This window comes from Pannonibacter sp. XCT-53, assembly GCF_009915765.1.
Taxonomy (GTDB): Bacteria; Pseudomonadota; Alphaproteobacteria; order Rhizobiales; family Stappiaceae; genus Pannonibacter; species Pannonibacter tanglangensis.
This window is the reverse complement of record NZ_JAABLQ010000001.1, coordinates 2,382,869-2,408,053: the sequence shown is the minus strand read 5'-3', so window position 1 is coordinate 2,408,053 and position 25,185 is coordinate 2,382,869. Positions and strand designations below refer to the sequence as shown.

Annotated in this window: 25 protein-coding genes; 6 read left to right on the top strand and 19 right to left on the bottom strand. The window is 67.9% G+C overall.

Going from position 1 to position 25,185, the window contains the following annotated elements:
* Positions 1–27 precede the first annotated feature (27 nt).
* Positions 28–1,278, bottom strand: coding sequence for an ABC transporter substrate-binding protein (locus GWI72_RS10750; protein ID WP_161708645.1), 1,251 nt, complete (start codon positions 1,276–1,278; stop codon positions 28–30).
* A gap of 280 nt (positions 1,279–1,558) precedes the next feature.
* On the opposite strand from GWI72_RS10750, the gene hpaD reads away from it, so the two are divergent.
* The gene (gene hpaD / locus GWI72_RS10745; RefSeq protein ID WP_161708644.1) at positions 1,559–2,410 is read left to right on the top strand and encodes a 3,4-dihydroxyphenylacetate 2,3-dioxygenase; all 852 of its coding nucleotides are present in this window, start codon (positions 1,559–1,561) and stop codon (positions 2,408–2,410) included.
* Positions 2,411–2,481: 71 nt separating this feature from the next.
* On the opposite strand, the gene GWI72_RS10740 is transcribed toward hpaD, so the two are convergent.
* From GWI72_RS10740 to GWI72_RS10715, 6 genes are all read right to left on the bottom strand, one after another.
* Complete coding sequence (locus GWI72_RS10740) at positions 2,482–2,871, bottom strand: nuclear transport factor 2 family protein (protein ID WP_161708643.1); 390 nt, start codon at positions 2,869–2,871, stop codon at positions 2,482–2,484.
* Positions 2,872–2,892: 21 nt separating this feature from the next.
* Positions 2,893–3,684, bottom strand: a complete 792-nt coding sequence (locus GWI72_RS10735; protein ID WP_161708642.1) for a MoaF C-terminal domain-containing protein — start codon at positions 3,682–3,684, stop codon at positions 2,893–2,895.
* A gap of 19 nt (positions 3,685–3,703) precedes the next feature.
* Positions 3,704–4,492, bottom strand: coding sequence for an SDR family NAD(P)-dependent oxidoreductase (locus tag GWI72_RS10730; RefSeq protein WP_161676224.1), 789 nt, complete (start codon positions 4,490–4,492; stop codon positions 3,704–3,706).
* A gap of 135 nt (positions 4,493–4,627) precedes the next feature.
* Positions 4,628–5,131, bottom strand: coding sequence for a DUF3429 domain-containing protein (locus GWI72_RS10725; protein ID WP_161676223.1), 504 nt, complete (start codon positions 5,129–5,131; stop codon positions 4,628–4,630).
* The gene (locus GWI72_RS10720; protein WP_348272662.1) at positions 5,128–5,739 is read right to left on the bottom strand and encodes a thiol-disulfide oxidoreductase DCC family protein; all 612 of its coding nucleotides are present in this window, start codon (positions 5,737–5,739) and stop codon (positions 5,128–5,130) included. The genes GWI72_RS10725 and GWI72_RS10720 overlap by 4 nt, the downstream gene beginning before the upstream one ends.
* Complete coding sequence (locus tag GWI72_RS10715) at positions 5,736–6,482, bottom strand: SDR family oxidoreductase (protein WP_161708641.1); 747 nt, start codon at positions 6,480–6,482, stop codon at positions 5,736–5,738. Before GWI72_RS10715 ends, GWI72_RS10720 begins: the two co-directional genes overlap by 4 nt.
* A gap of 223 nt (positions 6,483–6,705) precedes the next feature.
* Between GWI72_RS10715 and GWI72_RS10710 the strand changes: the two genes are divergently transcribed.
* Positions 6,706–7,398 carry a nitroreductase family protein gene (locus GWI72_RS10710; RefSeq protein ID WP_161676221.1) on the top strand — a complete coding sequence of 231 codons (693 nt, stop codon included), beginning with the start codon at positions 6,706–6,708 and terminating at the stop codon, positions 7,396–7,398.
* A 129-nt stretch (positions 7,399–7,527) separates the two neighbouring features.
* On the opposite strand, the gene GWI72_RS10705 is transcribed toward GWI72_RS10710, so the two are convergent.
* Complete coding sequence (locus GWI72_RS10705) at positions 7,528–8,733, bottom strand: aminotransferase class V-fold PLP-dependent enzyme (RefSeq protein WP_161709149.1); 1,206 nt, start codon at positions 8,731–8,733, stop codon at positions 7,528–7,530.
* An 81-nt stretch (positions 8,734–8,814) separates the two neighbouring features.
* On the opposite strand from GWI72_RS10705, the gene GWI72_RS10700 reads away from it, so the two are divergent.
* Entirely contained in the window at positions 8,815–9,630 is an 816-nt protein-coding gene (locus GWI72_RS10700) for an IclR family transcriptional regulator (RefSeq protein ID WP_348272661.1), read from the top strand.
* Positions 9,631–9,632: 2 nt separating this feature from the next.
* On the opposite strand, the gene GWI72_RS10695 is transcribed toward GWI72_RS10700, so the two are convergent.
* From GWI72_RS10695 to GWI72_RS10660, 8 genes are all read right to left on the bottom strand, one after another.
* Entirely contained in the window at positions 9,633–10,112 is a 480-nt protein-coding gene (locus tag GWI72_RS10695) for a RidA family protein (protein ID WP_161676220.1), read from the bottom strand.
* On the bottom strand, positions 10,106–11,074 hold the full coding sequence (locus GWI72_RS10690) for an ABC transporter ATP-binding protein (RefSeq protein WP_161708640.1): 969 nt from the start codon (positions 11,072–11,074) through the stop codon (positions 10,106–10,108). The genes GWI72_RS10695 and GWI72_RS10690 overlap by 7 nt, the downstream gene beginning before the upstream one ends.
* Complete coding sequence (locus tag GWI72_RS10685) at positions 11,071–12,102, bottom strand: ABC transporter ATP-binding protein (protein WP_348272660.1); 1,032 nt, start codon at positions 12,100–12,102, stop codon at positions 11,071–11,073. The genes GWI72_RS10690 and GWI72_RS10685 overlap by 4 nt, the downstream gene beginning before the upstream one ends.
* Positions 12,099–13,211, bottom strand: coding sequence for an amidohydrolase/deacetylase family metallohydrolase (locus GWI72_RS10680; protein WP_161676218.1), 1,113 nt, complete (start codon positions 13,209–13,211; stop codon positions 12,099–12,101). Before GWI72_RS10680 ends, GWI72_RS10685 begins: the two co-directional genes overlap by 4 nt.
* A gap of 4 nt (positions 13,212–13,215) precedes the next feature.
* On the bottom strand, positions 13,216–14,076 hold the full coding sequence (locus GWI72_RS10675) for an ABC transporter permease (protein WP_161676217.1): 861 nt from the start codon (positions 14,074–14,076) through the stop codon (positions 13,216–13,218).
* Between the two features lie 13 nt (positions 14,077–14,089).
* The gene (locus GWI72_RS10670) at positions 14,090–15,031 is read right to left on the bottom strand and encodes an ABC transporter permease (RefSeq protein ID WP_161676216.1); all 942 of its coding nucleotides are present in this window, start codon (positions 15,029–15,031) and stop codon (positions 14,090–14,092) included.
* Between the two features lie 326 nt (positions 15,032–15,357).
* Positions 15,358–16,893, bottom strand: coding sequence for an ABC transporter substrate-binding protein (locus GWI72_RS10665; RefSeq protein WP_161708638.1), 1,536 nt, complete (start codon positions 16,891–16,893; stop codon positions 15,358–15,360).
* A 331-nt stretch (positions 16,894–17,224) separates the two neighbouring features.
* Positions 17,225–18,334, bottom strand: coding sequence for a DUF418 domain-containing protein (locus GWI72_RS10660; RefSeq protein ID WP_161708637.1), 1,110 nt, complete (start codon positions 18,332–18,334; stop codon positions 17,225–17,227).
* Between the two features lie 82 nt (positions 18,335–18,416).
* Between GWI72_RS10660 and GWI72_RS10655 the strand changes: the two genes are divergently transcribed.
* Both GWI72_RS10655 and GWI72_RS10650 read left to right on the top strand, forming a co-directional pair.
* Positions 18,417–19,058: a TetR/AcrR family transcriptional regulator gene (locus GWI72_RS10655; protein WP_161708636.1), complete on the top strand. Its 642-nt coding sequence runs from the start codon at positions 18,417–18,419 to the stop codon at positions 19,056–19,058.
* A gap of 119 nt (positions 19,059–19,177) precedes the next feature.
* Positions 19,178–21,121: a PhoX family protein gene (locus GWI72_RS10650; protein WP_161708635.1), complete on the top strand. Its 1,944-nt coding sequence runs from the start codon at positions 19,178–19,180 to the stop codon at positions 21,119–21,121.
* Positions 21,122–21,283: 162 nt separating this feature from the next.
* Here the strand turns inward: GWI72_RS10650 and GWI72_RS10645 are convergent, their stop codons facing one another.
* Positions 21,284–21,892, bottom strand: coding sequence for an NUDIX domain-containing protein (locus GWI72_RS10645; protein ID WP_161708634.1), 609 nt, complete (start codon positions 21,890–21,892; stop codon positions 21,284–21,286).
* Positions 21,893–22,200: 308 nt separating this feature from the next.
* Here GWI72_RS10645 and GWI72_RS10640 point away from each other — a divergent pair, with 308 nt between their 5' ends.
* Positions 22,201–22,503, top strand: coding sequence for a GNAT family N-acetyltransferase (locus GWI72_RS10640; protein WP_161708633.1), 303 nt, complete (start codon positions 22,201–22,203; stop codon positions 22,501–22,503).
* Between the two features lie 221 nt (positions 22,504–22,724).
* Here the strand turns inward: GWI72_RS10640 and GWI72_RS10635 are convergent, their stop codons facing one another.
* Together GWI72_RS10635 and GWI72_RS10630 are read right to left on the bottom strand one after the other, a co-directional pair.
* Complete coding sequence (locus GWI72_RS10635) at positions 22,725–24,050, bottom strand: GH1 family beta-glucosidase (protein ID WP_161708632.1); 1,326 nt, start codon at positions 24,048–24,050, stop codon at positions 22,725–22,727.
* Between the two features lie 5 nt (positions 24,051–24,055).
* Entirely contained in the window at positions 24,056–25,117 is a 1,062-nt protein-coding gene (locus GWI72_RS10630) for a LacI family DNA-binding transcriptional regulator (RefSeq protein WP_161708631.1), read from the bottom strand.
* Between the last annotated feature and the right edge of the window lie 68 nt (positions 25,118–25,185).

Below are 25,185 nucleotides of genomic sequence, written 5' to 3'. Positions count from 1 at the left end.
GGCCTGCCCGGGCAAGGGAGGAGACGTTCAGCGCAGCGTGGCTTCAAAGGCGCGGATGTCGGTCAGCTCCGGGTCATTGACCGCAGCGCAGTCGGAGACGGTCTTCCACGTGCCGTTGTCGGTGACGGCGTTGCGCAGGGTGTTGTTGGCGTTGTGACGCGACAGCTCGGCGCCGTAGTACCAGGGGGCGCAAAGGATATCGCTCTCGAAGGTCTTCACCTCGCTGAGCGCCGTGGCGACGCTGTCGCGCTCGATCCTGGCCGGATCCAGCTTCAGCATGGCCTCGGTGGCCAGACGGGCGGAGAGATAGCCAGCCTGGGCGAAGGTGTCGCGCGGGACGTCCTTGCCGGCATAGGCATCCATGACGGCGCGCCAGTTGCGGTTGTCGGGCGTGTCGGCATCAAGCGGCTGGAACTCCATGTTGACGACGAACTTGCCGTCCCAGGCCGGCCCGAGCGCGCCCGGCACGTCGAGGCTGTAGCCGGAGGCCGCCGAGCCGAACTTGATGGTCTCGTGGAGACCCTGTTCCTCGGCGGCCACCAGCACCGGCAGCATGACGCCCTTGGGCAGGCTGAGAATGATGGCGTCCGGGCTCATGCTGGCCGCCTGAAGCACGACCGAGGTGGCATCGGAGGAACCCGGGTCGATCAGGATGGTGGAGGATTCCGCGCCGTTCTGGTTGGCCCAGACGGTCACGCCGTCACAGGCCCAGGCCCCCACATTGGGGATGTTCGGGGCGATGCAGACGAACTTCTTCGCGCCCGAGGTCTTGTTGATGTGCTCGGCCACGGCCAGCGTCGACAGGCGCGGGCCGGCGTTGAGCGGCGCATAGGTCCAGGCGGTGAAGCACTCGCGCGGGACGCCGACGCCGGCGATGGCGACCACGCCCTTTTCGGCATAGCCGGCGGCATTGGCCGCGCATTCGACGAAGCTGGAGTTGCCGACCATGGCCACGACCTTCTGGTCATCGACCAGCTTGGCGGCGAGCTGGGCGGCAATCTCCGGGTTCCACTGGTCGTCGCCGATGATGTAGTTCACCGGACGGCCGTTGATGCCGCCGTTGGCGTTGACGCAGTCGAAATAGGCCTTGGCCGCCTGGGCCGAGGCGCTGAAGTCGTCCGGGCCGGTCCTGGAGACGATGGCGCCGATGTTGATCGGTTCGCCGCTCGCCGCCTGGCCGTTGGCAAGGCCGCATTTCGGGGCATCCGCAGCGGATGCGGCGCCGGCAAACAGGGCGAGCACAGCGGTCGCCGTGCCTGCAAGGATCAGATGTTTCATGGTGCTTCCTCCCAGTGCGAGGACGCAGGGGACCGGCCGCCCTCCGGTGGGGCCGGAGGGACGGTGCAACCTCGGTTCCGGTGTTGCGTCCTGTTGTCCCCGATCCTAGACGAGCCAGAGATTCCGGCCATCCCATGCCCTTGATCGGCCACGCACTCGGGCTTGACCGAGCGCGGCAGGCCGCAGGATCCCGCGCTTTCCGTTGATCCAGGTCAAGGCTCGAAGGGCGGCCTGGCCCGTTCATCGGCTGCATTGCCGCACACAACGGGAGGTTCCACTCATGGGCAAGATTTCACTCGCCGCCAAGGTCACGCATGTGCCGTCCATGTTCCTGTCGGAGCTGCCGGGACAGCATCACGGCTGCCGGCAGTCGGCCATCGACGGCCTGATCGAGATCCGCCGGCGCTGCGAGGCGACCGGCGTCGACACGCTGGTGGTCTTCGACACCCACTGGCTGGTCAACAGCGGGTTCCACATCAACGCCTCCGCCCGCTACCAGGGCATCTACACCTCGAACGAGTTCCCGCAGTTCATCCAGAACCTCGCCTATGACTACGAGGGCGCGCCGGCGCTGGGCGATGCGGTGGCGCAGATCGCCAGGGCCAAGGGCGTGCGCATCGAGGCGCATCATGTCGACACGCTGGAGCTGGAATACGGCACGCTGGTGCCCTTGAAATACATCAACCCGGACCACCGGATGAAGGTGCTGTCGATCGCCGCCTGGTGCCCCTGGCACGAACTGGAGGACAGCCGGCGGATCGGCGAGGCCGTGCGCGAGGCCATCGAGGCAAGCGGATGCAACGCCGCCGTGCTGGCCTCCGGCTCGCTGTCGCACCGCATCCACGACAACAACGAGGCCCAGGCCGGGATCCACACGATCTCGAACGAGTTCTACCGCCAGGTCGACCAGCGGGTGCTGGACCTGTGGACGCAAGGGCGGTTCGGGGAATTCACCGCGATGCTGCCGGAATATGCGAGGGCCTGTCACGGCGAGGGGCTGATGCATGACACGGCGATGCTGATGGGCCTGCTCGGCTGGGACAAGTACACCGGCAAGGCCGAGATCCTGACCGACTATTTCACCTCGTCGGGCACGGGCCAGGTGAATGCGGTGTTCCCGCTGGCTGCATGAGGGGCCGCGCCTGACAGGAAAAGGCCGGAGCGGTGGGCGCTCCGGCCTTCCGTCGCTTCGGGCAGACGCGGTCAGCGCATGCAGTCGGCGACACGCAAGGTGTCGGTGAACTGTTCAAAGCGGACGATCTTGCCGTCCCGGACATCCCATACATGGGTGACGCGGGCGTGGAAGGACTTGCCGGTGGCCTTGAACGTGCCGCTGTAGTCGCCGATGCCGACGACGGACGACCCGGCATCGAGCAGGCGCTCGAGGCGGAAGGTGTAGCCGTCGAACTCGGCACCGAGCCGCTGGAAGACCTCGCGGACGATCGCCTCGCGGCCCACATGGGTGCCGCGGCAGGGGAAGCCGTCCATCTCGGTCCAGGCGGCATCCGGCGCGAGATCGGCCAGCATGCCGTCCAGGTCGCCGCGGTCGGAGGCCGCGTAGTGGTCCTTGATGATCTGATAGGGTGTGCGCATGGGGATTTCTCGCGGGTTCGCTCAGACCGGGGCTTCGCCCGGGCGGTAGAGGGTCATGGAGGCCTTGGAAATGTGCGCGCCGGCCTTGTTGTTGGCGAGCTTGCCGTCGCCGGTGATGCCGAGGAACTTGCCGGTCGAGCGCAGGGTGGCGAAGTTGTAGAAGAACACCGAGGCGACCGGGATCTTGAACTCGCGGAAGGTGAAGACGTACTGGTCCTCGGCGAACTTGAAGGTGGTGGTCAGGTCCACGTCGCCATGGCCGCGCTGCACGCCCTTGAGGCATTGCCAGCAGTAGCGCTGCGACGACAGGTAGGTGTGCTCGTAGACGTGGTTGGGGCTGTAGGTGAAATGGGCGCGCAGGCCGATGAGGTCGCGCGTTTCGGCCGGCACGGGGCCGGTCGCCGGCTGGCCGTCGTCGATGACGCCGACGCGGAAGACCTGCGCCACCTGCGGTTCGCCGACGCTCTCCTCCGGCTTGCGCACGATCGAGCGCACCGACAGGACCCGGCGGGAGACCAGGTTGAGGATCAGCGTCTCGGCTTCGGTCGGCAGGGCGGCGAAGGCGATGTCGACGAAAAAGGTGTCCTCGGCCACCTGCACCACGTCGGCGGCCTCGGCGCCGGCCAGGCTGCCCTCGCGCCAGGCGAGCGTGTCGCCGTCGGTGAAGGCAAGATCAAGCCGGCGGCCATCGTCAAAGGCGACGGCAAAGGACTTGCCCTTGAGGGCCTGGCTGGCGGGCAGGCGGTTGGTGTCGATGCCGAAGGCGAACTGGTCGTAGGTCTTCCAGTCCTTCGGGGTCTGCTGTGCAGTCATGTGATCCTCCGCTACGGGTTCAGCTGACAAAGGCCAGCGTCGGCAGATCCACGGTGGACGCCCCGCCGTCCACGGTGACGATTGCGCCATTGACCATCGCCGCTTCGGGGCTGGCGAGGAAACAGACCACGTTGGAGACTTCCTCCGGCGTGGCGGGGCGGTTGATGGGGACATCGCGGGTGACGAGGGCATAGGCCGCGTCGGCGCCGCTGAGGCCCTTGCGGTCGATGAGCACCTGCATCTGTTCGTCCGCCATGGCGGTGCGTACCCAGCCGGGGCACACCGTGTTGGTGCGCACGCCCTTGCGGCCGTAGTCCCGCGCCAGCGACTTGGCGAGGCCGATGCAGCCATGCTTCATGGTGACGTAGCCGATGGCGTCGGGGCCCGAGAACAGCCCGGCGATCGACGAGACGACAACGATCGCGCCCCGGGCGCGGATCAGCGCCGGCAAGCAGGCCCGGGCACTCACAAACGCGGTGTCGAGATTGGAGCGGGTGGCCAGCGCCCAGGTCTCGTCACTCATGGTGACGGTGGGGCCGACCCCGTGGCCGCCGGCGTTGGCGATGAGCAGGTCGAGGCTGCCATGGGCCTCGAGCGTGGCCTCAACCGCCATGGCCATGGCCGCGCCATCGGCGGCGTCGGCGGCAATCACCAGCGCGCCGGTTTCCTCCGCCACCGCCATCAGCGGTTCCTTGCGGCGGCCGACCAGCACGACCTGGCCGCCTTCCGACGCGATGCGGCGCGCCACGGCTGCGCCGATACCCGTGCCGCCCCCGGTGATGAGTGCGGTCTTGCCTGAAAAACGCATCTGACGATGTCCTCCCGATCCGATGTCGGGAAGCATCTCCGAGGTGCCGGGTTCTGTCTCGCCCACCCGGGAACCGCCAATTGACTGGCGATGAACTGGGCCGGCTTCGCCGCGGCCCGGTTGCTATATCTGAAATCAGCCCTGGATCAGCGCGCCGGCGAGCAGCAGCGCGGTGACGCAGGCCGTCAGCGGAATGCGCAGGCGCGGATACCAGGCAGGCACCGCCCCCTCGCGCGCGGCCTTCAGATCGACCGCCAGCATCAGCGGAAAGGCGAGCGCCAGCAGGAGGAGCCCGGTCGCCGCCGGCAGGAGAAGGGCGACCCAGCCGACCAGCGAGGGAATGACGCTGATGACCAGCCGCCGGGCCAGGCCCGGATCCGTCCGGCCGGCCATGCTGGCGCTGAGGCCGAGGCCCCAGTGCACGCCCCCGAGGAACGACAGGATGACCGCGCCATAGGCGGCAAGCGCCAGCGGCAGCAGCGGAGCCAGCGGTGCCGGCACCAGACCGGGCGCGACCAGGAGCAGCAGCGTCGGCGCGGCAAAGGGAATGACGCCGGTGGCGCCGAGCCAGACGGCCGGGACGGGAACCGCCGCCGGGGCGGCGTCAGCGGGGCGCTGCGGCGCGGTGGACAGGCTCATGACAGGGCCTCCGGCGTCTGGCCACGCGCCGCACGCCCCGAGGGCAGGCGCGGCCGGCGCCGGGACATGGTCTCGCCGGCACCGCGCGCCAGCGGCGGCACGCAGCCGCAGTCGTCGCCGGTGTCGCCGGAGCCCTCACTCAGGTCCCCGTCGGTTCGGGAGCCGCCGGTCACGGGGCCCCGCAGCCGCGCCAGCATCCTGGCCCGCAGCGGCAGGAAGAGAAGATAGGCGCGCTCGGCCAGCGCCGTCACCGGCCTGAAGCTGACGATCCATCCGAGCAGCCGGAAGGCGGGCAGGCGGCGCCAGAGCGCGGCAAAACCGGCAGCCCCGGACACGAGGGTGCCATCCGCAAGGCGGACGTGGAACCGCGCCAGCGCGGTCTCGCGGTCGAGATCCGGCGGCATGCGCGGCGTTTCGGCCACATTCACCCAGGCGACGGTGTCGGCACCGCGACAGCTGCGATACCAGGCGATCTCGCGCGAGCAGAGCGGACAGGCACCGTCGAAATAGACGGTCAGGGCCGGTCCGCGTGCGGCGGTGTCCGCCGGCGCAGGCACGGCTACGGGTGGGGAGGGGGGCACGGATGCGGATGTCGGCTCCTGGCTCACCAGACGATCTCCTTTCCCTCGGCATCATGGAAACTGCCGGTGTGACGGCCTTCCAGCGCGTCGACGACCGTCAGCAGGCGGGCCGCGGCCTCCTCGGGCGGGCGCACGGTCAGGCCGGCCTTGGCGAAGGGGTCCGACAGGCGGCTTGCGACCGTGCCCGGATGCAGCACGACGCAGGCGGCTGCCGGACGCTTGCGGGCCAGCTCGATGGCGGCCGAGCGCACGAGCTGGTTCAGGGCCGCCTTGGCGGCGCGGTAGCTGTACCAGCCGCCCAGCTCGTTGTCGCCGATGCTGCCGACCCGGGCCGAAAGCGTGGCAAAGACCGCCTTGCCGTCGCCGGCGAGCAGCGGCAGCAGGTGCTTCATGAGCAGGGCCGGGCCAATGGCATTGATCGCAAAGGACCGGGCCATGGCGAGCGCGTCGAGCTGACGCCACGATTTCTCCGGCTGGATGGCCCCGTCATGCAGCATGCCGGTGGCATCGAAGGCGAAGCGCAGCGGCAGACCGGTGGCGCCGATCGCGGCAGCCGCAGCGGCAATGGTGGCCTCGTCGGTCAGGTCGAGCACGAGGTCACCGGCTCCGGGCCGGCGCGCCAGCCGCAGCACCCGGGCAAAGCGCCCGCTGGCGTCCGTCTGCCGCGCGATCTCGGCGCCAATGGCCCCGCTGGCGCCGATGACGACGGCAAGTCCACCGCCCGGAAAGGAAGCGAGGGCCGGGCTGCGGCCGGACAGGTCGAGAGGCATGCGGAGGTTCCTGGCCAAGTGTCTGATCCTGTTTGTTCTACGCAGCCGCCGGCAGTCCGGTTCAGCGCGGCCGCGCGGAACGCGGCAGGGGCCGGCAAAGAGCCGCCTGCGGCCGGGCCCGGCGTGACCTGCCAGAGGGCTGCAACGGGGAGGGGATTGATTATCACTGTGAACTGGTGCAGCCATGAGGCCTGACGTACCCCCTGCCGCGATGGAGGATCGCATGTTTGCCAAGGCCAAGATCAAGTACGAGGCGCTGGACCTGCCCGACCGGATGACGCTGTCCGATGCCGAGATGGAGACGGCCGCGCGCGGCTTCTACGAGCATGTGCGCAAGCGCCACACGGTGCGCGACTTCTCCGCGCGTCCGGTGCCGCGCCGCGTCATCGAGGACTGCATCCGCGCCGCCGGCACCGCGCCGTCGGGAGCCAATCATCAGCCCTGGCACTTCGTCGCCATCGCCAACCCGGACTTCAAGCACCAGATCCGGCTGGCTGCCGAGGAGGAGGAGAAGGCCTTCTATGCCGGTGGCGCGGGAGACGAATGGCTTCAGGCGCTGGAGCCGATCGGCACGACCGCCGACAAGCCGCATCTCGACATCGCGCCCTGGCTGATCGTGGTGTTCGCACAGCGCTGGGGCCAGTTTGACGACGGCACGCGCTTCAAGAACTATTATGTGCCGGAAAGCGTCGGCATTGCCTGCGGCGTGCTGCTGACGGCGCTGCACACGGCGGGGCTGGTGGCCCTGACGCATACGCCCAACCCGATGAAATTCCTGAACGGGATGCTGGGCCGGCCCGAGTCGGAAAAGCCGATCATGATCATCGCCGTCGGGCACCCGGCCGAGGATGCCAAGGTGCCGGCGGTCGCCAAGCTGAAGAAGCCGCTGGAGGAGATCCTCACCGTCGCGGAGTGAAAAAGCAGCGCCACCAGCCCTTTGCCTGCTCCCGGATCGCAGCGGGATGGCTGCGGGGGAGGGAAGGACTGGTGGCGCAGGCTTGACCTTGACGGCGCCGGGACCGGTCTGGCCCCGGACCGGACCGGCTCAGAACAGGTCCGGGTTGAGGTAGGCGAGGATGCCGCCGTTGCGATGGGCGGTGACATCCGGCTCGGGCAGGGCACCGGCACGGGCCCGCGTCAGCACGGCGACAAGGCTCTCGGCAACGATCTCGGCATCACCCGGATGCAGGTTGCAGGGGTCGAGCTGGATCCAGCCGAGTTCGACCTCGTGATCGCGCAGGATCACCGGGATCTCGAGCGTGGCCATCGCCCTGACGATTGCCAGCGCACTCGCGCCCAGCACGCGGGCGTCGATGTCGAGCCGCAGACGGTCGAGCGGGTTGCCGGTCGGATCCGGATTGCGGCGTGCGGTGACACCCGGGAATGGTGCGACGGCATTTTGCCAGAGGTCGAGGGCAGCCTGCTCGCGCGCCCGGATGCCGTCATGATCCCGGGTCTTCCAGGCGTTGAGCGCGGCCATGACGCCCCAGATGCTCTCCTTGCCGACCTTCATGCCGCGACCGATGCCGATGTTCTGCAGGTAGGCAGCGCGAACGAGATCGCGCCGCCCGGCCACGATGCCGGACGTGGGGCCGCCGAGGAACTTGTGGCCGGAGTAGATCGCAACGTCGGCACCCAGCTGCAGGAACCGGCGCAGGTCATACTCCGACGCGCCGTCGACGATCACCGGCACGCCATGGGCATGGGCAATGGCCACGAACCGGTCGAGCGGGATCTGGCCGTATTCGACCACATGATGCGAGACGACATAGAGCGCCGCAGCCACGTCGCCGCCGGCCAGCGCATGCTCAAGCTGGTGGTCGAGGGCCTGCGTCGACTGGCCGACGGGCACCGGGACCGCACCGGCCAGACGGATCGACTGGTCGACGGCTGCGCCATAATGGCACATGTGGCCAAGCTGGATCGCGACCCTATTCTTCATGCCGGTCGTGTCCGGCAGCTGCTCGGCCCGGCCGGGATTGAGGCCGGTCATCGTGGCGGCAATGGCCAGCGACAGGCCGGCCGCAGCGGAGGCGGTGACGAACCCGGCCTCGGCGCCGGTGAGCTCGGCGATGAGCTGGCTCGCCTCGCGCTGAAGCCTGTGCATCGGCACGAAGCGGGGTGCAATTTCCTGCAGGGCCGCGATAGCCTCCGGCACCATGATCGACGCGCCGAGGCTGGTCATGGTGCCGTTGACGTTGATCACCCGGGGCAAAATCGAAAGATCGAGGCCCGAGCCGGAGTTGCGCATGTCGTGAGTTTCCAGCATGATCCTGTTATCCTGGAATATGTTTCGTTACAGTGAAATATAGTTTAAGCGGAGTTCTTGCCTGTGACCACCGAAACGTCTGCCGAGGCGCCCGAGAAGGACGCAAAGTCCCCGCGCAAGCGCGCCCATGGCATTGACCGCATGCTCGAGATCCTCGACACGCTCTGCGCCGAGGAGCGCGAGCTGACGGCCTACGAGATTGCCAAGCTTGTCGGCGCCCCGATCTCGACCATCTACACGCTGGTCGCCGAAATGGTCGACCGCGGCCTGCTGAGCCGCCGGGCCGGCAACACGGTCTGGCTCGGGCCACGCACGCTGCGTTACGGCATCGCCTTCGAGAAGGGCACCAACCTGCTGGCCCTCGCCCGGCAGGAGATGCACACCCTGGCGCGCCGGCTGGGCGAGACGGTGCAGGTCTGCGTGCGGGACGAGGACATGATGGTCGTCGCCGCCATGGCCGACGGCATCGGCCATTTCCGGGTGACCTCCGACGTCGGCACGCGGGTGCCGCTGAACTGGACCGCGTCGGGCCGCCTGCTGGTCGGCCATCTGCCGCCGCATGAGCGTCTGGCCGTCTTTTCCGCCTGCAGCCGGCCGTCCCCGACCGAGCGGGCCGAGACCGATCCGCTGCGCCTGACGGAACAGGCCGAGACCGACTTCCGCAACCGCCTGTCGATCCAGATCGGCCAGTCCGACTATGCGGTGGCCTGCATCGCCTCGCCGATCCGCGACGCGACGGGCGCCTGCGTGGCGACGATCTCGGTGGTGCTGCCGGAGCAGCGCGCCAGCGAGCGGCATGACGAGATCTGTGATGCCGTCCGCGATGCCGCAGACCTGATCGAGCGCCAGGCCGGTGTCGAACATGGCGGACGGCGCTGAGCTCATTCCGGGTGAACCAGGAACACGGCCTCGACTTCCACGGTGATCTGCCGGGGCAGCGAGGCCACGCCAAAGGACGAACGGGCATGGCGGCCAGCCGCCGGCCCGAACACCTCCATGAAGAGGTCGGAACAGCCGTTGATCACGGCCGGATGGTCGCAGAACGTGTCGACCGCATTGACCATCCCCAGAACCTTGACCACGCGGCGGAACCGCGCCCAGCCGCCGAGCTCCGCCTGCACGGCGGAGAGGATGTTCATGCCGACCAGCCGCGCATGGGCATAGGCCTCCTCGACGCTGACGTCGCGCCCGACCTTGCCGGTGTGCAGGCTGCCGTCGATCTCGACGGGGCCCTGGCCGGACACGTAGAGCAGGTTGTCCACCAGCAGGGCATTGGCGAAGGTCCCGATCGGAGCCGGCGGCGCGACGGGAATGCCGGTGCTGGCCAGACGTTCGGAAATCTCGATCGGGGATATCAGCATGAAACGGTCTCGTTGAGGCGGTGGCAGGCGGCCGTAACGGAGGAGCGGGCCGGCTGCGGGGTGGGCAGGAGCTGGCGGCAGTCCTCCATCACCACCGGACAGCGGGTGTGGAAGACGCAGCCGGAGGGCGGATTGAGCGGGCTGGGAATGTCGCCCGTCAGCATGACGCCGGCGCGCGGCGCATCCGGGTCGGGAACCGGGGCGGCTGCAAGCAGTGCCCGGGTGTAGGGGTGGCTGGGGGCGGCATAGATGCTGCGGCAGTCGCCGGCCTCCATGACGCGCCCGAGATAGAGGACGGCCACGTCCTCGCAGAGATACTCCACCACCGACAGGTCATGGGCGATGAAGAGCATCGTCAGCCCGCGCTTCTGCCGCAGGTCGTTGAGCAGGTTGAGGATCTGGGCCTGGACCGAGACATCGAGGGCAGACACGGATTCGTCGGCGACGATGAAATCCGGGTCGACGGCGAGCGCCCGGGCAATGCCGATGCGCTGGCGCTGGCCGCCGGAGAACTCGTGCGGGAAGCGGTCGAGCTGGTCGGGGCGCAGGCCCACTTCCTCCAGCAGCGCGGCGGCCCGGTCGCGCCGCTCGCGGCCGGTCTTGCCGATGCCATGGGCGATCAGCGCCTCGCCGATGATCTCGTGCACGCGCATGCGCGGATTGAGGCTGGAGAAGGGATCCTGGAAGACGATCTGCATGCGCTTGCGCATCGCCTTCATGTCGCGGGCGCCCAGTGCCGTGATGTCGGTGCCGTCGAAGACGACCTGGCCGGAGGTGGGCTCGATCAGCCGCAGCACGCAGCGCCCGAGCGTGGTCTTGCCGGAGCCGGATTCGCCGACGAGGCCGAGGATGGAGCCGCGCGGAATGTCGAGGCTGACGTCGGTCAGCGCCCGGACCTTGCCGCCGGGCGTGTCGAACACCTTGGTGAGGTTTCGGATCGAGAGAAGCGGGGTGGCGGTCATGCGCTTTGCCTCATCTTCCAGCACCGGGTGAGGTGATCGGGTCCGAGCGGGGCGAGACGGGCGGTCTCGCGGCAGCTCGCCTCGCTGCTGGCGCAGCGCGGGGCGAAGGTGCAGCCCGGCGGCAGGTCCAGCGGCGAGGGCACCGAACCGGGGATCGCCTGCAGCGGCAGGCGGGTGCCGTCCTCGGCAAAGCCGCGCGCGGCGCTCGGGATCGAGGCCAGCAGACCGGTGGTGTAGGGATGGCTCGGCCTTGCAAACAGGGGCCGGACCGCGCCCTGCTCGACCACCTCGCCCGCATACATGACGGCAACCTCGTCGGCCATTTCCGCCACCACGCCCATGTCATGGGTGATGAACAGGATCGACATGCCAAGCTCGCCCTGCAGCCGCTGCATCAGCCGCAGGATCTGGGCCTGGATGGTCACGTCCAGCGCCGTCGTCGGTTCATCGGCAATGAGCAGGCGCGGATTGCAGGCGAGCGCGAGCGCGATCATCACGCGCTGGCGCATGCCGCCGGACATGGAATGCGGGTAGTCCCACATGCGCCGGGCAGCGGCCGGGATCTCGACCAGCTCCAGCAGCTCGCGCACGCGGGTCTGCATCGCCGCGCCGCGCAGGCCCAGATGCAGCGTCAGCATCTCGCCGATCTGGTCGCCGACCCGCATCAAGGGGTTGAGCGAGCTCATCGGCTCCTGGAAGATCATCGAGATCTCGCCGCCGCGCACCTGGCGCATGGTCCGGGCACTGGCCCCGGCCAGGTCCAGCACCGCACCCGACCGCGTGCGGTAGAGGATGGAGCCGCCGACGATCTGGCCGGGCGAGGACAGGAGCCGCAGGATCGACAGGGAGGTGACCGACTTGCCCGAACCGGACTCGCCGACCAGCGCGAGGGTCTTGCCCTCGCGCAGGGTGAAGGTGACATCCCGCAGCGCCGGAACGGTCCGGCGCTTGAACAGGAAGGAGGTGGAGAGGTTCTCCACCTTCAGGACGATGTCCTGGGCGATCTCCGGTGCGTTGTCCGTGCTCACGTCTTCCTCCGCCGCGCCTGGTAGACCGTCGAGCCGAGCACCGCGTATTTCGGCTGGAACACCTGCGACAGCCGGCTGTGGTTGCCCTGGCTGTCCGACACCGGCTCGTCCGCGTCCTCGATGGTGAAGACGGTGAAGTCGGCCCGGTCGCCGACGCCCGGCTCGCCGAGACCCATGACGGAGCGCGGGTTGGTGGTGATGCCGGTGATGCACTGGTCGAGGGTGAGGCCGGCCATCATCAGCTTGGAGACGGTGGTGGCGAGGTCATGCACCGGACCGTCGATGTTGTTCTGGTGCAGGTCGGTGGAGATGGAGAAGGGGATCAGGCCTTCGCCGATGGCGCGCTGGGCGACGGCGAAATTGTAGGAGGCCGCGCCATGGCCGACGTCCATGCGCACGCCCGACCGGGCGAGATCCTTGGCCATCTGCATCAGCGCCGGCGTGTCGGTGATGGAGCCGGTGCGCTTGCCGTTGAAGCAGTGGGTGACGATGTCGCCTTCGGAGAGGATGGCGAAGACCTCGTCGATCATCGGCAGCGGCTCGCCGACATGCACCATGAGCGGCAGCTCGCAGATTTCGGCAACGCGCTTGGCGATCTTGGCCGGCCCGATGCCCCAGGCGCCGGTGATGACGCCGCTGGCGCGGACCTTGATGCCGCAGATCACGTCGCGGTTCGCCTCGACGACGGCCAGCGTCCGGTCCACGTCGATGAAGCGCAGGTCGATCAGCTCCGGCACGCGGTTGCAGGCCACGACGCCGATCGAGCCGATGTTGAGGAAGGCGCGCACCGTTTCCGGCTGCTTCTCGATGACATACTCGCGCAGGCCATGGAACGCGGCCTCGCCCGAGGAGCCCGCGTCCGCCATTGCGGTCACGCCATGGGCGACGCCGCAATAGTCGGCGCGGACGGAAATGTCGGTGCCGCCATACCAGACATGCACATGCAGGTCGGCCCAGCCGGGCGACAGGTAGGCGCCGGCGAGGTCGATGGTCTCGGCCCCGGCCACCGGCGCGGCAACGATCCGGCCGTCGGCGTCGATGTGGAGCGCGGCACCCGGGTTGCGGGCAAAGCCGATGGCGCGGAAGTTGGTGAGCGTGCGGGCAGTCATGGTGTCAGAGGTCCTTGGAGAGGCGAGGGTCAAGGGCATCGCGCAGCCCGTCACCGGCGATCTGCAGCGACAGGACGGACAGGGTGATGGCGAGGCCCGGGAACAGGATCAGCCAGTCGGCCGTGCCAATATACTGCCGGCCGCCGTTGATCATCGAGCCCCAAGTGGGGGTCGAGGGATCGACGCCGACGCCGAGGAAGGAGAGGCCCGCCTCGGCCAGCATCGAATAGGCAAAGATGAAGGTCGCCTGCACGATCACGGGCGAGACCATGTTGCGCAGGATGTGGTGCACGAGGATGCGCCAGGTGGAGGTGCCGAGCGCCCGGGCCGCCTCCACATAGGGAAGCTCGCGGATGACCAGCGTTGCCGCACGCACGACACGGGCGACGCGCGGGGCATAGACGATGGACAGCGCCAGGATCAGGTTTGACAGCGAGCCGCCAAGGACCGCCACCAGCGAGATCGCCAGAAGAATGTCCGGGAAGGCCATCATCGCGTCGACCAGCCGGCTGACCGGCGCGTCGAGCTTGCGGAAGAAGCCGCCGGTGAGCCCGAGGATGATGCCGATGACCGAGGCCAGCACGGCGGTGCCGATGCCCACGATCAGCGACACCCGCCCGGCGTAGATGAGCCGGGTGAAGACATCGCGGCCGAACTCGTCGGTGCCGAACCACCACTCGGCGCCGGGCGGCTTCAGCCGGTTGCGCACCGACATCACGCCCGGATCGTGCGGGGCGATCAGGTCGGCAAAGACCGCGGCAAAGACGACGACCGCGAGAATGGCAAGCCCGAGGGCCACCGAACGGCGCTGGATGAGCACCTTGAAGAGGCTGGGAGCGGCACCTGCCGCCGAAGCACCGGCCATGACACGCTCCTTTTCAGTATTTCACGCGGGGATCGATGGCCAGGTACAGCATGTCGATCAGGAAGTTGACGAAGACATAGAGGGCCGCGACGACGATCAGCGCCCCCTGGATGGTCGGATAGTCGCGCCTGAGCACGGCCCCCACCACCAGCGAGCCGATGCCGGGCAGGTTGAAGACGCGCTCGGTGACGACGGCCCCGGAAATGAGCAGCGCGAAGGTGAGGCCCACCACGGTGACGATCGGGATCAGCGCGTTCTTGAAGGCATGCTTCAGGACGACGCGGGATTCGCTCATGCCCTTGGAGCGGGCGGTGCGGACGAAATCCTCCGACAGCACGTCCAGCATCGAGGCGCGGGTGAAGCGGATGATCAGCGCGGAGTTGACGATCCCGAGAACGATGGCCGGCATGATCAGGTAGGTCATGCGCTCGCCGAAGCTCGCCTCCGGCGGACCATAGCCGGACACCGGCAGGAGGCCGAGATTGCTGCCGAGCTGCTGCTGGATGATGAGGCCGAGCCAGAAGGACGGCACGGAGGCAACAAGGATGGCCGTCGACAGGGTGCCCTGGTCGAACAGCGAGCCGCGGGTGTAGGCGGAGGCAATGCCGACCGGCAGGGCGATGGCGACGGCGATCAGGATCGAGAACAGCGTCAGGAACACGGTGGGTTCCGCGCGGGCGATCAGCACGTCGGCAACCGGCTGGTTGAAGAAGATGGAGGTGCCGAGATCGCCGCGCAGCACGTCGGCGATGAAGGCAAGATACTGCACCAGGATGGGCTGATCGAGACCGAGCTGGCTGCGCAGCGCGGCAATGTCCGCCGCCGTCGCTTCCGGTCCCAGCATCAGCGCCGCCGGATCTCCGGGCGCCAGCCGGACAAGCACGAAGACCAGCGTCAGCACGATGAAGATCACCAGTGCCATGCCGGCAAATCGCTTCAGGATGTAGTTGGCCATGGGCGGGACCTCTGGCGGTGAAACTTGGTTTCCAAGGCGACGCCGACGATCTGTTCATCGGCGCTGCGGAACGTCTGGCGATGGTCCTTGCCCCGAGCCCTCTCCCCCCTTGAGGGGGAGATGCCCCCGGCAGGGGGCAGAGGGGGGGATGCGGACTTTCCGACTTTCGAGAGGCAGCTTTGCGTTGACGCGCTGCTCCCCCCCTCTGTCTGCTGTCGCAGACATCTCCCCCTAAAAGGGGGGAGAGGGCCTGCGGCCGGCTTGCAGCGCAGGGTGTCGGTCGGCCTCCCCGCCATGACAGCGGCGGGGAGGCCGCGACTGTCAGGTCAGTTCCCGAGCTTGGCGTTCCAGAAGAACGGCCACGGGGTCAGGGTGACGCCGGAGAGGTCCTTCTTCTTGCCCATGACGGCATTGAAGCCGCCAACCTTGTAAAAGGGCACTTCCTCGTAGACGAGCTTCTGCAGCTCGGCGAAGGCAGCCTGGCGGGCGACCGGATCGCTCTCGCCGGTCAGACGGGCGTAGACCGCATCGCGGTTGGCGCTGACCCAGCCGATCGGCGAGTTCTCGACATAAAGGTTGGTCAGCGTCGGCTCGGGCAGGAACGGCGAGTGGGTGATGTAGATGTCCCACAGGTCCGGATTGCCGCGACGCTCGATCAGGGTGGCCCATTCGACGACGTCGAGCTGAACGGTGAAGCCGGCGGCTTCCAGGTTCATCTTGGCCACTTCGGCCATCTTGAAGTGGAACTCGTACTGGCGCGAGGTCAGGATGCGCAGCGGCTCACCCTTGTACCCGGCCTTGGCGAGGATTTCCTTGGCCTTTTCCGGGTTGGCCTGGGCGTAGAGCTCCTTGCCTTCCTCGTTGTTCCAGGGGAACTGCTCGGGGAACAGGGCTGCGTCGACGACGAAGTACTTGTCGTCGCCAAAGGCGGCGAAGAGCATGTCATCGGGCGACAGGGCGGCCTGTACGGCCTGGCGGATGCCGAGGTTGGTGCCGATGCCCTTCTTCAGGTTGAAGGCAAACAGCGGCCAGCCGAACGGACGCAGCAGCACCGGCTCGACGCTGGCGCTCTCCGAAAGACGGCCAAAGGCTTCGGTCGGCAGGCTGTCGGCGAAGGCGAACTGGCCCGAGATCAGGCCCTCGACGCGGGTGTTGGCATCCGGAACCGGAACGAAGCGGATCTCGTCCAGCGTCTGGGCGCGGGCGCCGGCGCTGCCGCTGGACGGCTCGCTGCGGGACTTGAAGCCGTCAAACTTGCCAAGCTGGATGTAGCGGTCCGGCGCATGCTCGATCAGCTTGTAGGGACCGGTGCCGACAGTGGCCGACAGCTTCTCGCCCAGGATCTCCTGCGGCACCACGATGGCGGCGGAGTTGGAGAAGGCAAGCAGCGACAGCAGCGGCGAATAGGGCTTGTTCAGCTTGATGACGACGACGCTCGGACCTTCGGCCTCGATGCTGTCGATCATGCCGGCGACGGACTTGCCGCGGGCCGCCACGGTCGTCCAGCGCTTCAGCGCGGCGACAACGTCGGCGCTGTCCATGGCCGAGCCGTCGTGGAAGGTGATGCCCTCGCGCAGCGGGATCTTGTAGGTCTTGCCGTCTTCCGAGATGAAGGGCAGCGATTCCGCCAGCAGCGGGGCCACGTCCCAGTTCTCGTCGAAGGTGTAGAGCGTCTCGTAGACATGCTGCGTGACGATGCTGACGACATCGGCCGTGGACATCATCGGGTCAAGGGTGGGCGGCTCGCCGATGATGGCGACGTCGATCTTGCCGGCAGCAAGGGCAAGGGCCGTGGAGCCAAGGAACGCAGCGAGGGAGAGCGTTGTGATGCGACCGGTGCGGCCGGTGAGGGTCCGGATCATGTCATCCTCCAGGAAGGTTTCATTATAAGAGAATGTATGTTGTTGCAGTGAAATGCTGGCAGCGACGCGAGACGCTGTCAAGCGCCTGCGCGCGGTCCGGCGCAAGCCGACGCGCTCCGCAGCCACGGCCGCAGGGCTGTCATGAGGGGGCAGGGACGGGAGAAACCGGGGAATTGCCGCGCTTTTCGCAGGCGTCGCCGGCGGTCGTGCGCCGGCTCAAAAAAATGCAACCGGCCCTGCGGGGGGCACCGCAGGACCGGTTACGCCGGAGGCAGGCAGCGGGGGTGGGGAACCTGGACAATCGCCGCCATGCCCTCGACCTCTGCGTGTGTCAGCGGCTGCCTGTGATGGCGCGCAGGACCTCTTCGAGGGGCCCGCGCCGGAACCAGATCTGCCAGACACGAAGAAACAGCATGGTGAGGAGAACGACGAGCAGGGCGACCGCCAGATAGCCGGCAGAGCCGAGGTGCGGACCGAGCGCCAGCCCGTAGCCCGAGACGAGGGCCCCGCCGATCACGCCCTGCAGCACGTAGGTGGTGAGCGAGTTTTGTCCCGTTGCGACAAAGGCCTGGGGGAAACGGACGCGACGGGCCAGTTCGACAATGGCGACAAGATAGGCGGTCGACAGGAACAGCGCGCCGATGGGGCCGAGACCCATGCCGACAATCGCCAGGGTGGAGGGTGTGTCGGCCTCGAACCCGGCCTCCGCAAGGGCATAGCCAAGGCTGATGCCAAGCCCCGCGAGCGCGATCGGGACACTCCGTCGCCGCAGCCACAGGTAGCAGGCATTGTCCTGGCCAAGCAGGCCCGCCCGCGCGCCCGCGAGCCCGAGGCAGAAGGCGGCAAAGGCGGCCGGACCGTTGAACAGCACGACGACGCAGAAGGTGGAGGGCCAGTCGAGCTGCCGGTAGGCAACCGCATCCAGGAAGGTCGTGATCTCCGGGCCGTCGCCGATCTCGCCAAACCCGGTGAGATACAGTGCGCCGAGGCCCACATAGGCAAGCGCGGCAACCGGGACCATCGCCAGCGCCAGCCTGACAAGACGCCGACCCGACCAGCCGAGGACCGGCCACACCAGCAGGCCGAGGAGCGCGTAGAGGACCAGAATGTCGCCGGTGTAGACGAAGAGCGCATGCAGCACGCCAAGCCCCAGCAACCCGGCAAGGCGGCGGGCATATCGACCGGAAAACGCCACCCCGTCCCGCGCTGCGGCCGCCTGCTGGCCGGCAATGCCCCAGCCGAACATGAAGGCAAACAGCGGGAAGACCTTGCCTTCCAGCAGCCACACATTGGCGAAATAGACGATCTCGTCGAGCCCGGTCGGCGCGCGCAGCGGCTCGGGCGCATCATAGATCGCGACGACCGGCAGGTTCACGATGCAGATGCCGACCAGCGCAAAACTGCGCAGAAGATCGACTTCGGGGTTGCGGGGGGCGGCCATCGCGCTATCCTGACTTGAGCAAGCGCTCAAGTGAATATTGAGCGCCTGCTCAATTGTCAAGGGCTGCAACCAGGAGGTTGGGATGGCCATCGGGGAGGGGCTCGCGACTGTGCCGGAGGCGCAGGCACGGGTACGGGCACGGGCGCGGCGAACGGGGGACGAACGCCGGGCGCTCATGATCTCGGCAACGGCGGACCTGTTGCTGGAGCGCGGATTCGGCGGCACGAAGACGCGGGATGTGACCGACCGCTGTGGTGTCGGGACAGGCCTGCTCAACCATTATTTCACCTGGTCGGAGCTGCGTGCCCATGCCTTTGCCGAGATCTATGCCGGCGTGGTGGCCGACCAGTTCCGGGCCGATGTTCCGGCGCTGCAGCTGATCGACGGCTACCTGCGCACCTGCTTCATCCCCGAGGCGGTTCCCTTCCTGCGGCTGTGGCTGGAGGCGACGGAGCTGGCGGCCACGGACCGGCTGCTGGCCGATGAACTGGACCGGGCGCAGCGCGCCTTTCTTGCCGGCCTGACGGAACTGCTGCAGCGGCTCAACCGGGAGGCGGCGTGGGGGCTGCCCGATCCGGCGGCAACCGCGCTGCGGCTGTCGGCCATGCAGGACGGCTTTGCCGGGCTGGTGCTGTGGGGCTATCCCGGCCTGGATGCGGCCACCGCCGAGGCGCATCTGCGCCGGATGCTCGACCTGGAGCGGCAGGCCGGCCGGCAGGGCTGACGCAAGGCCGGCCATGCGGGGCACCGTCATGGCAGTGTGACGTAACGTCGTTACGCAAGTGAGGGGGCGGCGGGAGACCAGACCTGCCCTCCCATCAAGCCAGCTACCGGAGGCCAGCCATGACCGAGACCACCCCGTCCAGCCTGTCGTTTGACGCCTGGGACGAACTGCAGACGCCGCCCCCTGCCGTCACCGACTTTGACCGCGTGGTCGAGGCTGCCCTGTCGCGGCGCGGCTTTCTCGGCGGCATCCTCGCCATGGGCTCGGCGGCGGCCGCCATGGGAAGCCTTGGCGCGCTGATGTCGAGCACCTCGGCGGAGGCCCAGACCGCAGCCCAGACGGCGGGGCAGGGTGCAGGTCAGGGTGGACGCTTTGCCTTCAAGCCGGTCGCCATCGCCACCGACGGCACCGTGCATGTGCCCGAGGGCTACACCTGGAAGGTCCTGGCGCGCTGGGGCGATCCGCTGTTTTCCAGTGCGGCGCCCTTCAGCCACGAGACCGGCGGCGAGGCGGCCTCGGCCGATCAGGTGTTCGGCGAAAACACCGATGGCATGGAGCTGTTCCTGATCGGCAACCGCCAGGTGATTGCCGTCAACCACGAATATGTGAACCCGGAAATCAACCTGCCGAAGACGGACAAGGGCACGCCGGCGAGCGCCGAAGACGTGATGAAGCTGCAGAAGCTGCAGGGCGTCACCGTCATGGAAGTCGCGGAAGGCGAGAACGGCTGGGGCATCGTCGTCGACAGCCCGTTCAACCGCCGCATCACCCATCTGACGCCGATGAAGATCTCCGGTCCGGCCGCCGGCTCCGACCTTCTGAAGACGGAAGCCGACCCGACCGGCACGCAGAGCCTCGGCACCTTCAACAATTGCGGCGCCGGCAAGACCCCGTGGGGCACCTATCTGACCTGCGAGGAAAACTTCAACGGCTACTTCGGCACCACCGACGCGGCCTTCAAGCTGCCGGATGACTACAAGCGCTACGGCATCGTCGCCGAGACCCGCTATGCCTATGAAAAGTTCGATCCGCGCTTCGACGTGGCGAAGAACCCGAACGAGCCGCGCCGCGCCGGCTACGTGGTCGAGATCGACCCGTCCGACGCCAGCTCGACCCCGGTGAAGCGCACCGCGCTCGGCCGCATCAAGCACGAGAACGCGGCCGTCGTGATCGCCCGTGACGGGCGCGTGGTCGTCTACATGGGCGACGATGAGCGCGGCGAGTTCCTCTACAAGTATGTCTCCAACGACGTCTACGTGCCCGGTGGCGACACCTCCAAGCTGCTCGACGAAGGCGTGCTCTCTGTCGCCAGGTTCTCCGACGACGGCACCGGCGAGTGGCTGGCGCTGACCCCGGAAACGACCGGCATGGCGGCGGACGAGATCGCGGTCTTCACCCGTCAGGCGGCCTCCAGGGTGGGGGCGACCACCATGGACCGTCCGGAATGGGTCGCGGTCAATCCGGTCGCCATCGAAGCCTATTGCTGCCTGACCAACAACACCCGCCGCGGTGAAGTGAAGGACGGCAAGATGCGCACCAACGCTGGCGGCGACGAGATGACCGTGAATGCGGTCAACCCGCGCGAGAAGAACCAGTATGGCCAGATCGTGCGCTGGTATCCGGACCAGGAGGACCATGCCGGCACCGCGTTCCGCTGGGACCTGTTCCTGATGGCCGGCAACCCGGTGGTGCACAAGGACAGCGCCTATGCCGGCTCGCCGAACATCAACGAGGGCAACATGTTCAACTCGCCCGACGGCATGATGTTCGACACCACCGGCCTGCTGTGGATCCAGACCGATGGCGAGGACACCAACGAGGGCGACTTCGCCGGTCAGGGCAACAACCAGATGCTGGCCGGCGATCCCGTCACCGGCCGCATCGAACGCTTCCTGACCGGCCCGAAGGGTTCGGAAGTGACCGGCCTGACCTGGTCCGCCGACCGGCGCACCCTGTTCGTCGGCATCCAGCACCCGGACGCCCCCTTCCCGGACGGCGAGGGCAAGCTGCCGCGCTCGTCCGTGATTGCGATCAAGCGCCAGGACAACGCGCTGGTCGGCTGACGCCGGGCGGACAGGACTGAAGACAAGGGAGGGCGCGCCGGTGGCGCGCCCCGAGGTTGATGACAAACCCTCTCTCGTCGTCCCGGCTCGGCGCTACGCTGCGCACGGGATGACGCCGGAGGGGGCGGATTTTGCCCGCAACCTCACAGTGCGTCGGAGTTCTTAAGCGCGGAAGACCGTCAGGGCGAGGTGGTAGAGGAGCAGGATGGTCTTGGCGTCGGGAATGCGGCCGGCGGCGACGAGACCCATGACCTCGTCGAAGGGCAGGTCGAGCACGGTGATGTCCTCGCCCTCATCCGCCTTGCCGCCGCCGTCGGAGATGCGATCGGCCGGGGAATAGGGGGCGATGAAGAAGGTGAGGCGCTCGGTGACGGAGCCGGGGCTCATGAAGGGGGCAAACAGGCGCTCGACGGGGCCGAGCCGGTAGCCGGTCTCTTCCTCCACCTCCAGCCGGATGCGCGTTTCCGGATCGGCATTGTCAAGGAGGCCGGCCGGGGCCTCGATCAGCTCCTCCGCATGGCCGCTGACGAGCGCCGGCAGGCGGAACTGGCGGGTGAGCAGCACGTGTCGGCGCACCGGGTCATAGGGCAACAGCACGGCACCGTGGCCCCGGTCATAGACCTCGCGCACCTGCGGCTGCCAGTCGCCATCGGAGCGGCGATAGCGGAAGCCGTATTTCGTCAGCCGCCCCCAGTTCGCGGACAGGAGCTCCTGCGTGTCGATCTCGACGCGGCCGTCGAGCGAGGCACCAGGGAGGGCGGGCTTGTCCATGTGAACACCTTCAGACAGTCGGGCAACGCCGCGACGCGCGGCGGCATGACCGCAAGAGGGCTTGGAATCCCGGCCCGGATCAAGCCGGAACCTGCGGCGGGACCGTTTTCGGCACAGGACAGTGATGATCAGGTCACATGCAACCGAATCGAGACAGTGCGCAGGCCAGCCGTCGCATTGCTGCAAGATTGATGAACAATGTGTCCGTCGTCAGCGGGCTGGCGCAGGTGAAGCCGGTCTGCGAGGCTTCTCGCATGACATCAAGGCCGCGGGACCTGCGCGCCAGATGAACAGGACGGAGAGACGCGATGAGTGATGTGGGTGTGACCATCCGGGAAGAGCGCGGCGCTGGCCGGGGCCGGTTCGTCGCGATTGTCGAGGGTGTCGAAGGCGAGGCCGAGATCACGTTCTCGATCGTCAATGACGGCCTGATCATTGCCGACCACACCGGCGTGCCGGACAGCATGCGCGGCATGGGCGTCGGCCAGAAGCTGGTGGCGCATATGGTGGACGCCGCGCGGGCCGGTCGGTTCCGCATCGTGCCGCTGTGCCCCTTCGTCAACGCCCAGCGCCAGCGCCATAAGGAGTGGGCTGACGTGTTCCAGGTGTGAGCATCCCGGCACCATTGGTTGCTGAAAATACTCCGTGGCGTCTTCCCGGACGCAGCGAAGCGGAGATCCGGGACCGGAGTGCCAAGGTGTTTCGCAGGCGGGGTCGCGGACCCACCGCGTCCTCGGCTCTCCGGTCCAGGCTCTCGCGTTGCTCGGCCGGGATGACGTGAGGGCGAGGCTTTCCCGCAAGATTGCGCCGCTGTCTTGCCTGCGCGGTCTCCCTAGCGCGCGAGGGCCCGGCGCAGGGCGTGGTAGGAGGCCTTGGGGGTGCGGGCGAGGGTGTCGAAGTCGACATGGACAAGGCCGAAGCGTTTCTCGTAGCCGAGCGACCACTCGTAATTGTCCATGAGCGACCAGACGAAATAGCCTGCGACCGGAACCCCGGCAGAGGCGGCCCGGCGCACGGCCTCGAGATGGCTGGCGATATAGGCGATGCGGCCGGCATCCTCCACCGCGCCGCCCTCGATGACGTCCGGATTGGCCATGCCGTTCTCAGTCACATAAAGCGGCAGGCCCTTCGTGTAGTCGGCGTGGGTGCGCTTGAGGAAATGCTCGAGCCCCTCGGGATAGATTTCCCAGCCCATCTGCGTCTTCGGCAAGGGGCCGTCGACCTCGCGCAAGGACGGCCAGGGGCTGGCCGGATCGGCGGCGATGAGCTTGCGGGTGTAGTAGTTGAGCCCGCACCAGTCGACCGGCGTGCCGATGACGTCGAAGTCGTCCTGCCAGCCCGCCGGCATGTGCGGCAGGAAGGCCTCCAGCACCTCTGCCGGATATTCCTTGCGGAACATGCCCGACAGGAACCAGCGATTGTAGTAGCCGTCATAGACCCGGGCGGCCTCGATGTCGGCGGCGCTGTCGCTGGCGGCCTGGGCATACTCGAAATTGCAGACCGCGCCGAGATTGCCCATGCCCAGCGCCCGCATGGCCTGGATCGCGCGGCCGTGGGCGAGCAACACGTGGTGCATGGCGCGCGCGGTGGCGCGGATGTCGCGCAGGCCGGGGGCGTGGTGGCCCATGAAATGCGACAGGAAGGCCACGCACCAGGGCTCGTTGATGGGGGCGGCCGACCAGACGCGGTCGCCGATGCGGCGCATGATGACGTCGGTGTAGTCGGCGAACCAGCCGGCGATGTCGCGGTTGCGCCAGCCACCGAGATCGAGCAGCGGCGAGGGCAGTTCCCAGTGATAGAGCGTGGCGGCGGGCTTCAGGCCGCGCTCGAGCAGCCCGTCGACCAGGCGGTCATAGAAGTCGAGCCCCTCGCCATTGACCTGGCCGCGGCCCTCGGGAATGACGCGGGCCCAGGAGGTGGAGAAGCGGTAGACGTCGAAATTGCCGTCGCGGATCAGGTCGAGATCCTGATCGAGGCGCAGATAGTGCTCGCAGGCGCGTGCACCATTCTCGGCCCGCACCACATTGCCGGGCGTGGCGGCAAAGTCATCCCACTGGGTGCGGCCCGCGCCGCCAAGGCCATGTCCTTCGATCTGGTAGCTCGAGGTGGCAGCGCCGAACAGGAAGCCGGACGGAAAATCGGAACGGGTGACGTGCATGACGGTCAGGTCCTTGCGTGGGCCGGAACGGGACGGGCAGAGGCCGCAGGGGCGGGGCCGGTGGACTGACCGATGATCAGGTCGGCCTCCAGCAGTCGGGTCTGGGGTTCGCCCGACGGCTCGGCGATGATCGACAGCAGCATCTCCGCCGCCTGCCGCCCCGCCTCGCGCACCGACGAGCGTGTGGCGGTGTAGATCGGCACGTCCTCGCCATTCTTCATGTAGCTGAGGTCGTCATCGTGGATGATGATCGAGACATCGCGGCCAATCCTGAGGCCCCGTTCCTCGACGGCGCGGCGCACGCCCATGCCTGAAATCATCGAGGCGACGAGGAAGGCCGTCGGCGGCTCGGGCAGCGCGAGCATGCCCGCTGCCATGGCATGGCCCCGGCCTTCGGTCATCTCGGCGCTCGACAGCAGCTCGGGCGCCGGCGTCAGGCCGCGAGCCTCCAGCGCCTCGGTGAAGCCGATGCGGCGGCGCATGGCGAAATCCATGAATTCGAGGCCGTTGATCAGCGCGATCCGGCGGTGGCCAAGGTCGAGCAGGAAGTCGGTGGCGCGGCGAAAGGCCCGGCGGTTGTTGACGTCGAGCCAGGAGTAGGGGGTCTGGCTGCCGCTCGCCCGCCCGTGCACGACGAAGGGCAGGCCGATCTCGGCCAGCAGGCGCACGCGCGGATCATCCATGCGCGGGCCGTGGACAATGACACCGTCAACGCTGCCGCGCGCCTTCAGCTCCCGGTAGGCGGCCTCCTCCTCGTTGTCCGGCACGACGGAGAGCACCATGTCGTAGCCGTTGCGCGAATAGGTCTCGCCCGCGCCGGCGATGAAGTCGGCGAACACCGGGTTGACCATCTCGTGCTTGGACGCGATCGGGATGACATGGCCGATGGCGAGCGCCCGGCCCGTCGCCAGCCGCTGCGCCCGGGAATTGGGCCGGTAATTGAAGCGCTTGGCGGCTGCCATGACCCGCTCGCGCGTGGCCTCGTTCACCTCCGGATAGCCGTTGAGCGCACGGCTGACCGTGGTGGGCGACAGGCCGAGCTGGTGGGCCAGTTCCTTGAGGTTCATGGGTAGCCAATTTCCAAACCGCTTTGAATTTCACGCAACCTTAACGGCCCCGTGCCTGTCCGTCAAAG

What these genes read in the sequence shown, in the direction of transcription:
- GWI72_RS10750 (WP_161708645.1), bottom strand. Translation starts at nt 1,278, where the DNA reads ATGAAACATCTGATCCTTGCAGGCACGGCGACCGCTGTGCTCGCCCTG.
- hpaD (WP_161708644.1), top strand. Translation starts at nt 1,559, where the DNA reads ATGGGCAAGATTTCACTCGCCGCCAAGGTCACGCATGTGCCGTCCATG.
- GWI72_RS10740 (WP_161708643.1), bottom strand. Translation starts at nt 2,871, where the DNA reads ATGCGCACACCCTATCAGATCATCAAGGACCACTACGCGGCCTCCGAC.
- GWI72_RS10735 (WP_161708642.1), bottom strand. Translation starts at nt 3,684, where the DNA reads ATGACTGCACAGCAGACCCCGAAGGACTGGAAGACCTACGACCAGTTC.
- GWI72_RS10730 (WP_161676224.1), bottom strand. Translation starts at nt 4,492, where the DNA reads ATGCGTTTTTCAGGCAAGACCGCACTCATCACCGGGGGCGGCACGGGT.
- GWI72_RS10725 (WP_161676223.1), bottom strand. Translation starts at nt 5,131, where the DNA reads ATGAGCCTGTCCACCGCGCCGCAGCGCCCCGCTGACGCCGCCCCGGCG.
- GWI72_RS10715 (WP_161708641.1), bottom strand. Translation starts at nt 6,482, where the DNA reads ATGCCTCTCGACCTGTCCGGCCGCAGCCCGGCCCTCGCTTCCTTTCCG.
- GWI72_RS10710 (WP_161676221.1), top strand. Translation starts at nt 6,706, where the DNA reads ATGTTTGCCAAGGCCAAGATCAAGTACGAGGCGCTGGACCTGCCCGAC.
- GWI72_RS10705 (WP_161709149.1), bottom strand. Translation starts at nt 8,733, where the DNA reads ATGCGCAACTCCGGCTCGGGCCTCGATCTTTCGATTTTGCCCCGGGTG.
- GWI72_RS10695 (WP_161676220.1), bottom strand. Translation starts at nt 10,112, where the DNA reads ATGCTGATATCCCCGATCGAGATTTCCGAACGTCTGGCCAGCACCGGC.
- GWI72_RS10690 (WP_161708640.1), bottom strand. Translation starts at nt 11,074, where the DNA reads ATGACCGCCACCCCGCTTCTCTCGATCCGAAACCTCACCAAGGTGTTC.
- GWI72_RS10680 (WP_161676218.1), bottom strand. Translation starts at nt 13,211, where the DNA reads ATGACTGCCCGCACGCTCACCAACTTCCGCGCCATCGGCTTTGCCCGC.
- GWI72_RS10675 (WP_161676217.1), bottom strand. Translation starts at nt 14,076, where the DNA reads ATGGCCGGTGCTTCGGCGGCAGGTGCCGCTCCCAGCCTCTTCAAGGTG.
- GWI72_RS10670 (WP_161676216.1), bottom strand. Translation starts at nt 15,031, where the DNA reads ATGGCCAACTACATCCTGAAGCGATTTGCCGGCATGGCACTGGTGATC.
- GWI72_RS10665 (WP_161708638.1), bottom strand. Translation starts at nt 16,893, where the DNA reads ATGATCCGGACCCTCACCGGCCGCACCGGTCGCATCACAACGCTCTCC.
- GWI72_RS10660 (WP_161708637.1), bottom strand. Translation starts at nt 18,334, where the DNA reads ATGGCCGCCCCCCGCAACCCCGAAGTCGATCTTCTGCGCAGTTTTGCG.
- GWI72_RS10655 (WP_161708636.1), top strand. Translation starts at nt 18,417, where the DNA reads ATGGCCATCGGGGAGGGGCTCGCGACTGTGCCGGAGGCGCAGGCACGG.
- GWI72_RS10650 (WP_161708635.1), top strand. Translation starts at nt 19,178, where the DNA reads ATGACCGAGACCACCCCGTCCAGCCTGTCGTTTGACGCCTGGGACGAA.
- GWI72_RS10645 (WP_161708634.1), bottom strand. Translation starts at nt 21,892, where the DNA reads ATGGACAAGCCCGCCCTCCCTGGTGCCTCGCTCGACGGCCGCGTCGAG.
- GWI72_RS10640 (WP_161708633.1), top strand. Translation starts at nt 22,201, where the DNA reads ATGAGTGATGTGGGTGTGACCATCCGGGAAGAGCGCGGCGCTGGCCGG.
- GWI72_RS10635 (WP_161708632.1), bottom strand. Translation starts at nt 24,050, where the DNA reads ATGCACGTCACCCGTTCCGATTTTCCGTCCGGCTTCCTGTTCGGCGCT.
- GWI72_RS10630 (WP_161708631.1), bottom strand. Translation starts at nt 25,117, where the DNA reads ATGAACCTCAAGGAACTGGCCCACCAGCTCGGCCTGTCGCCCACCACG.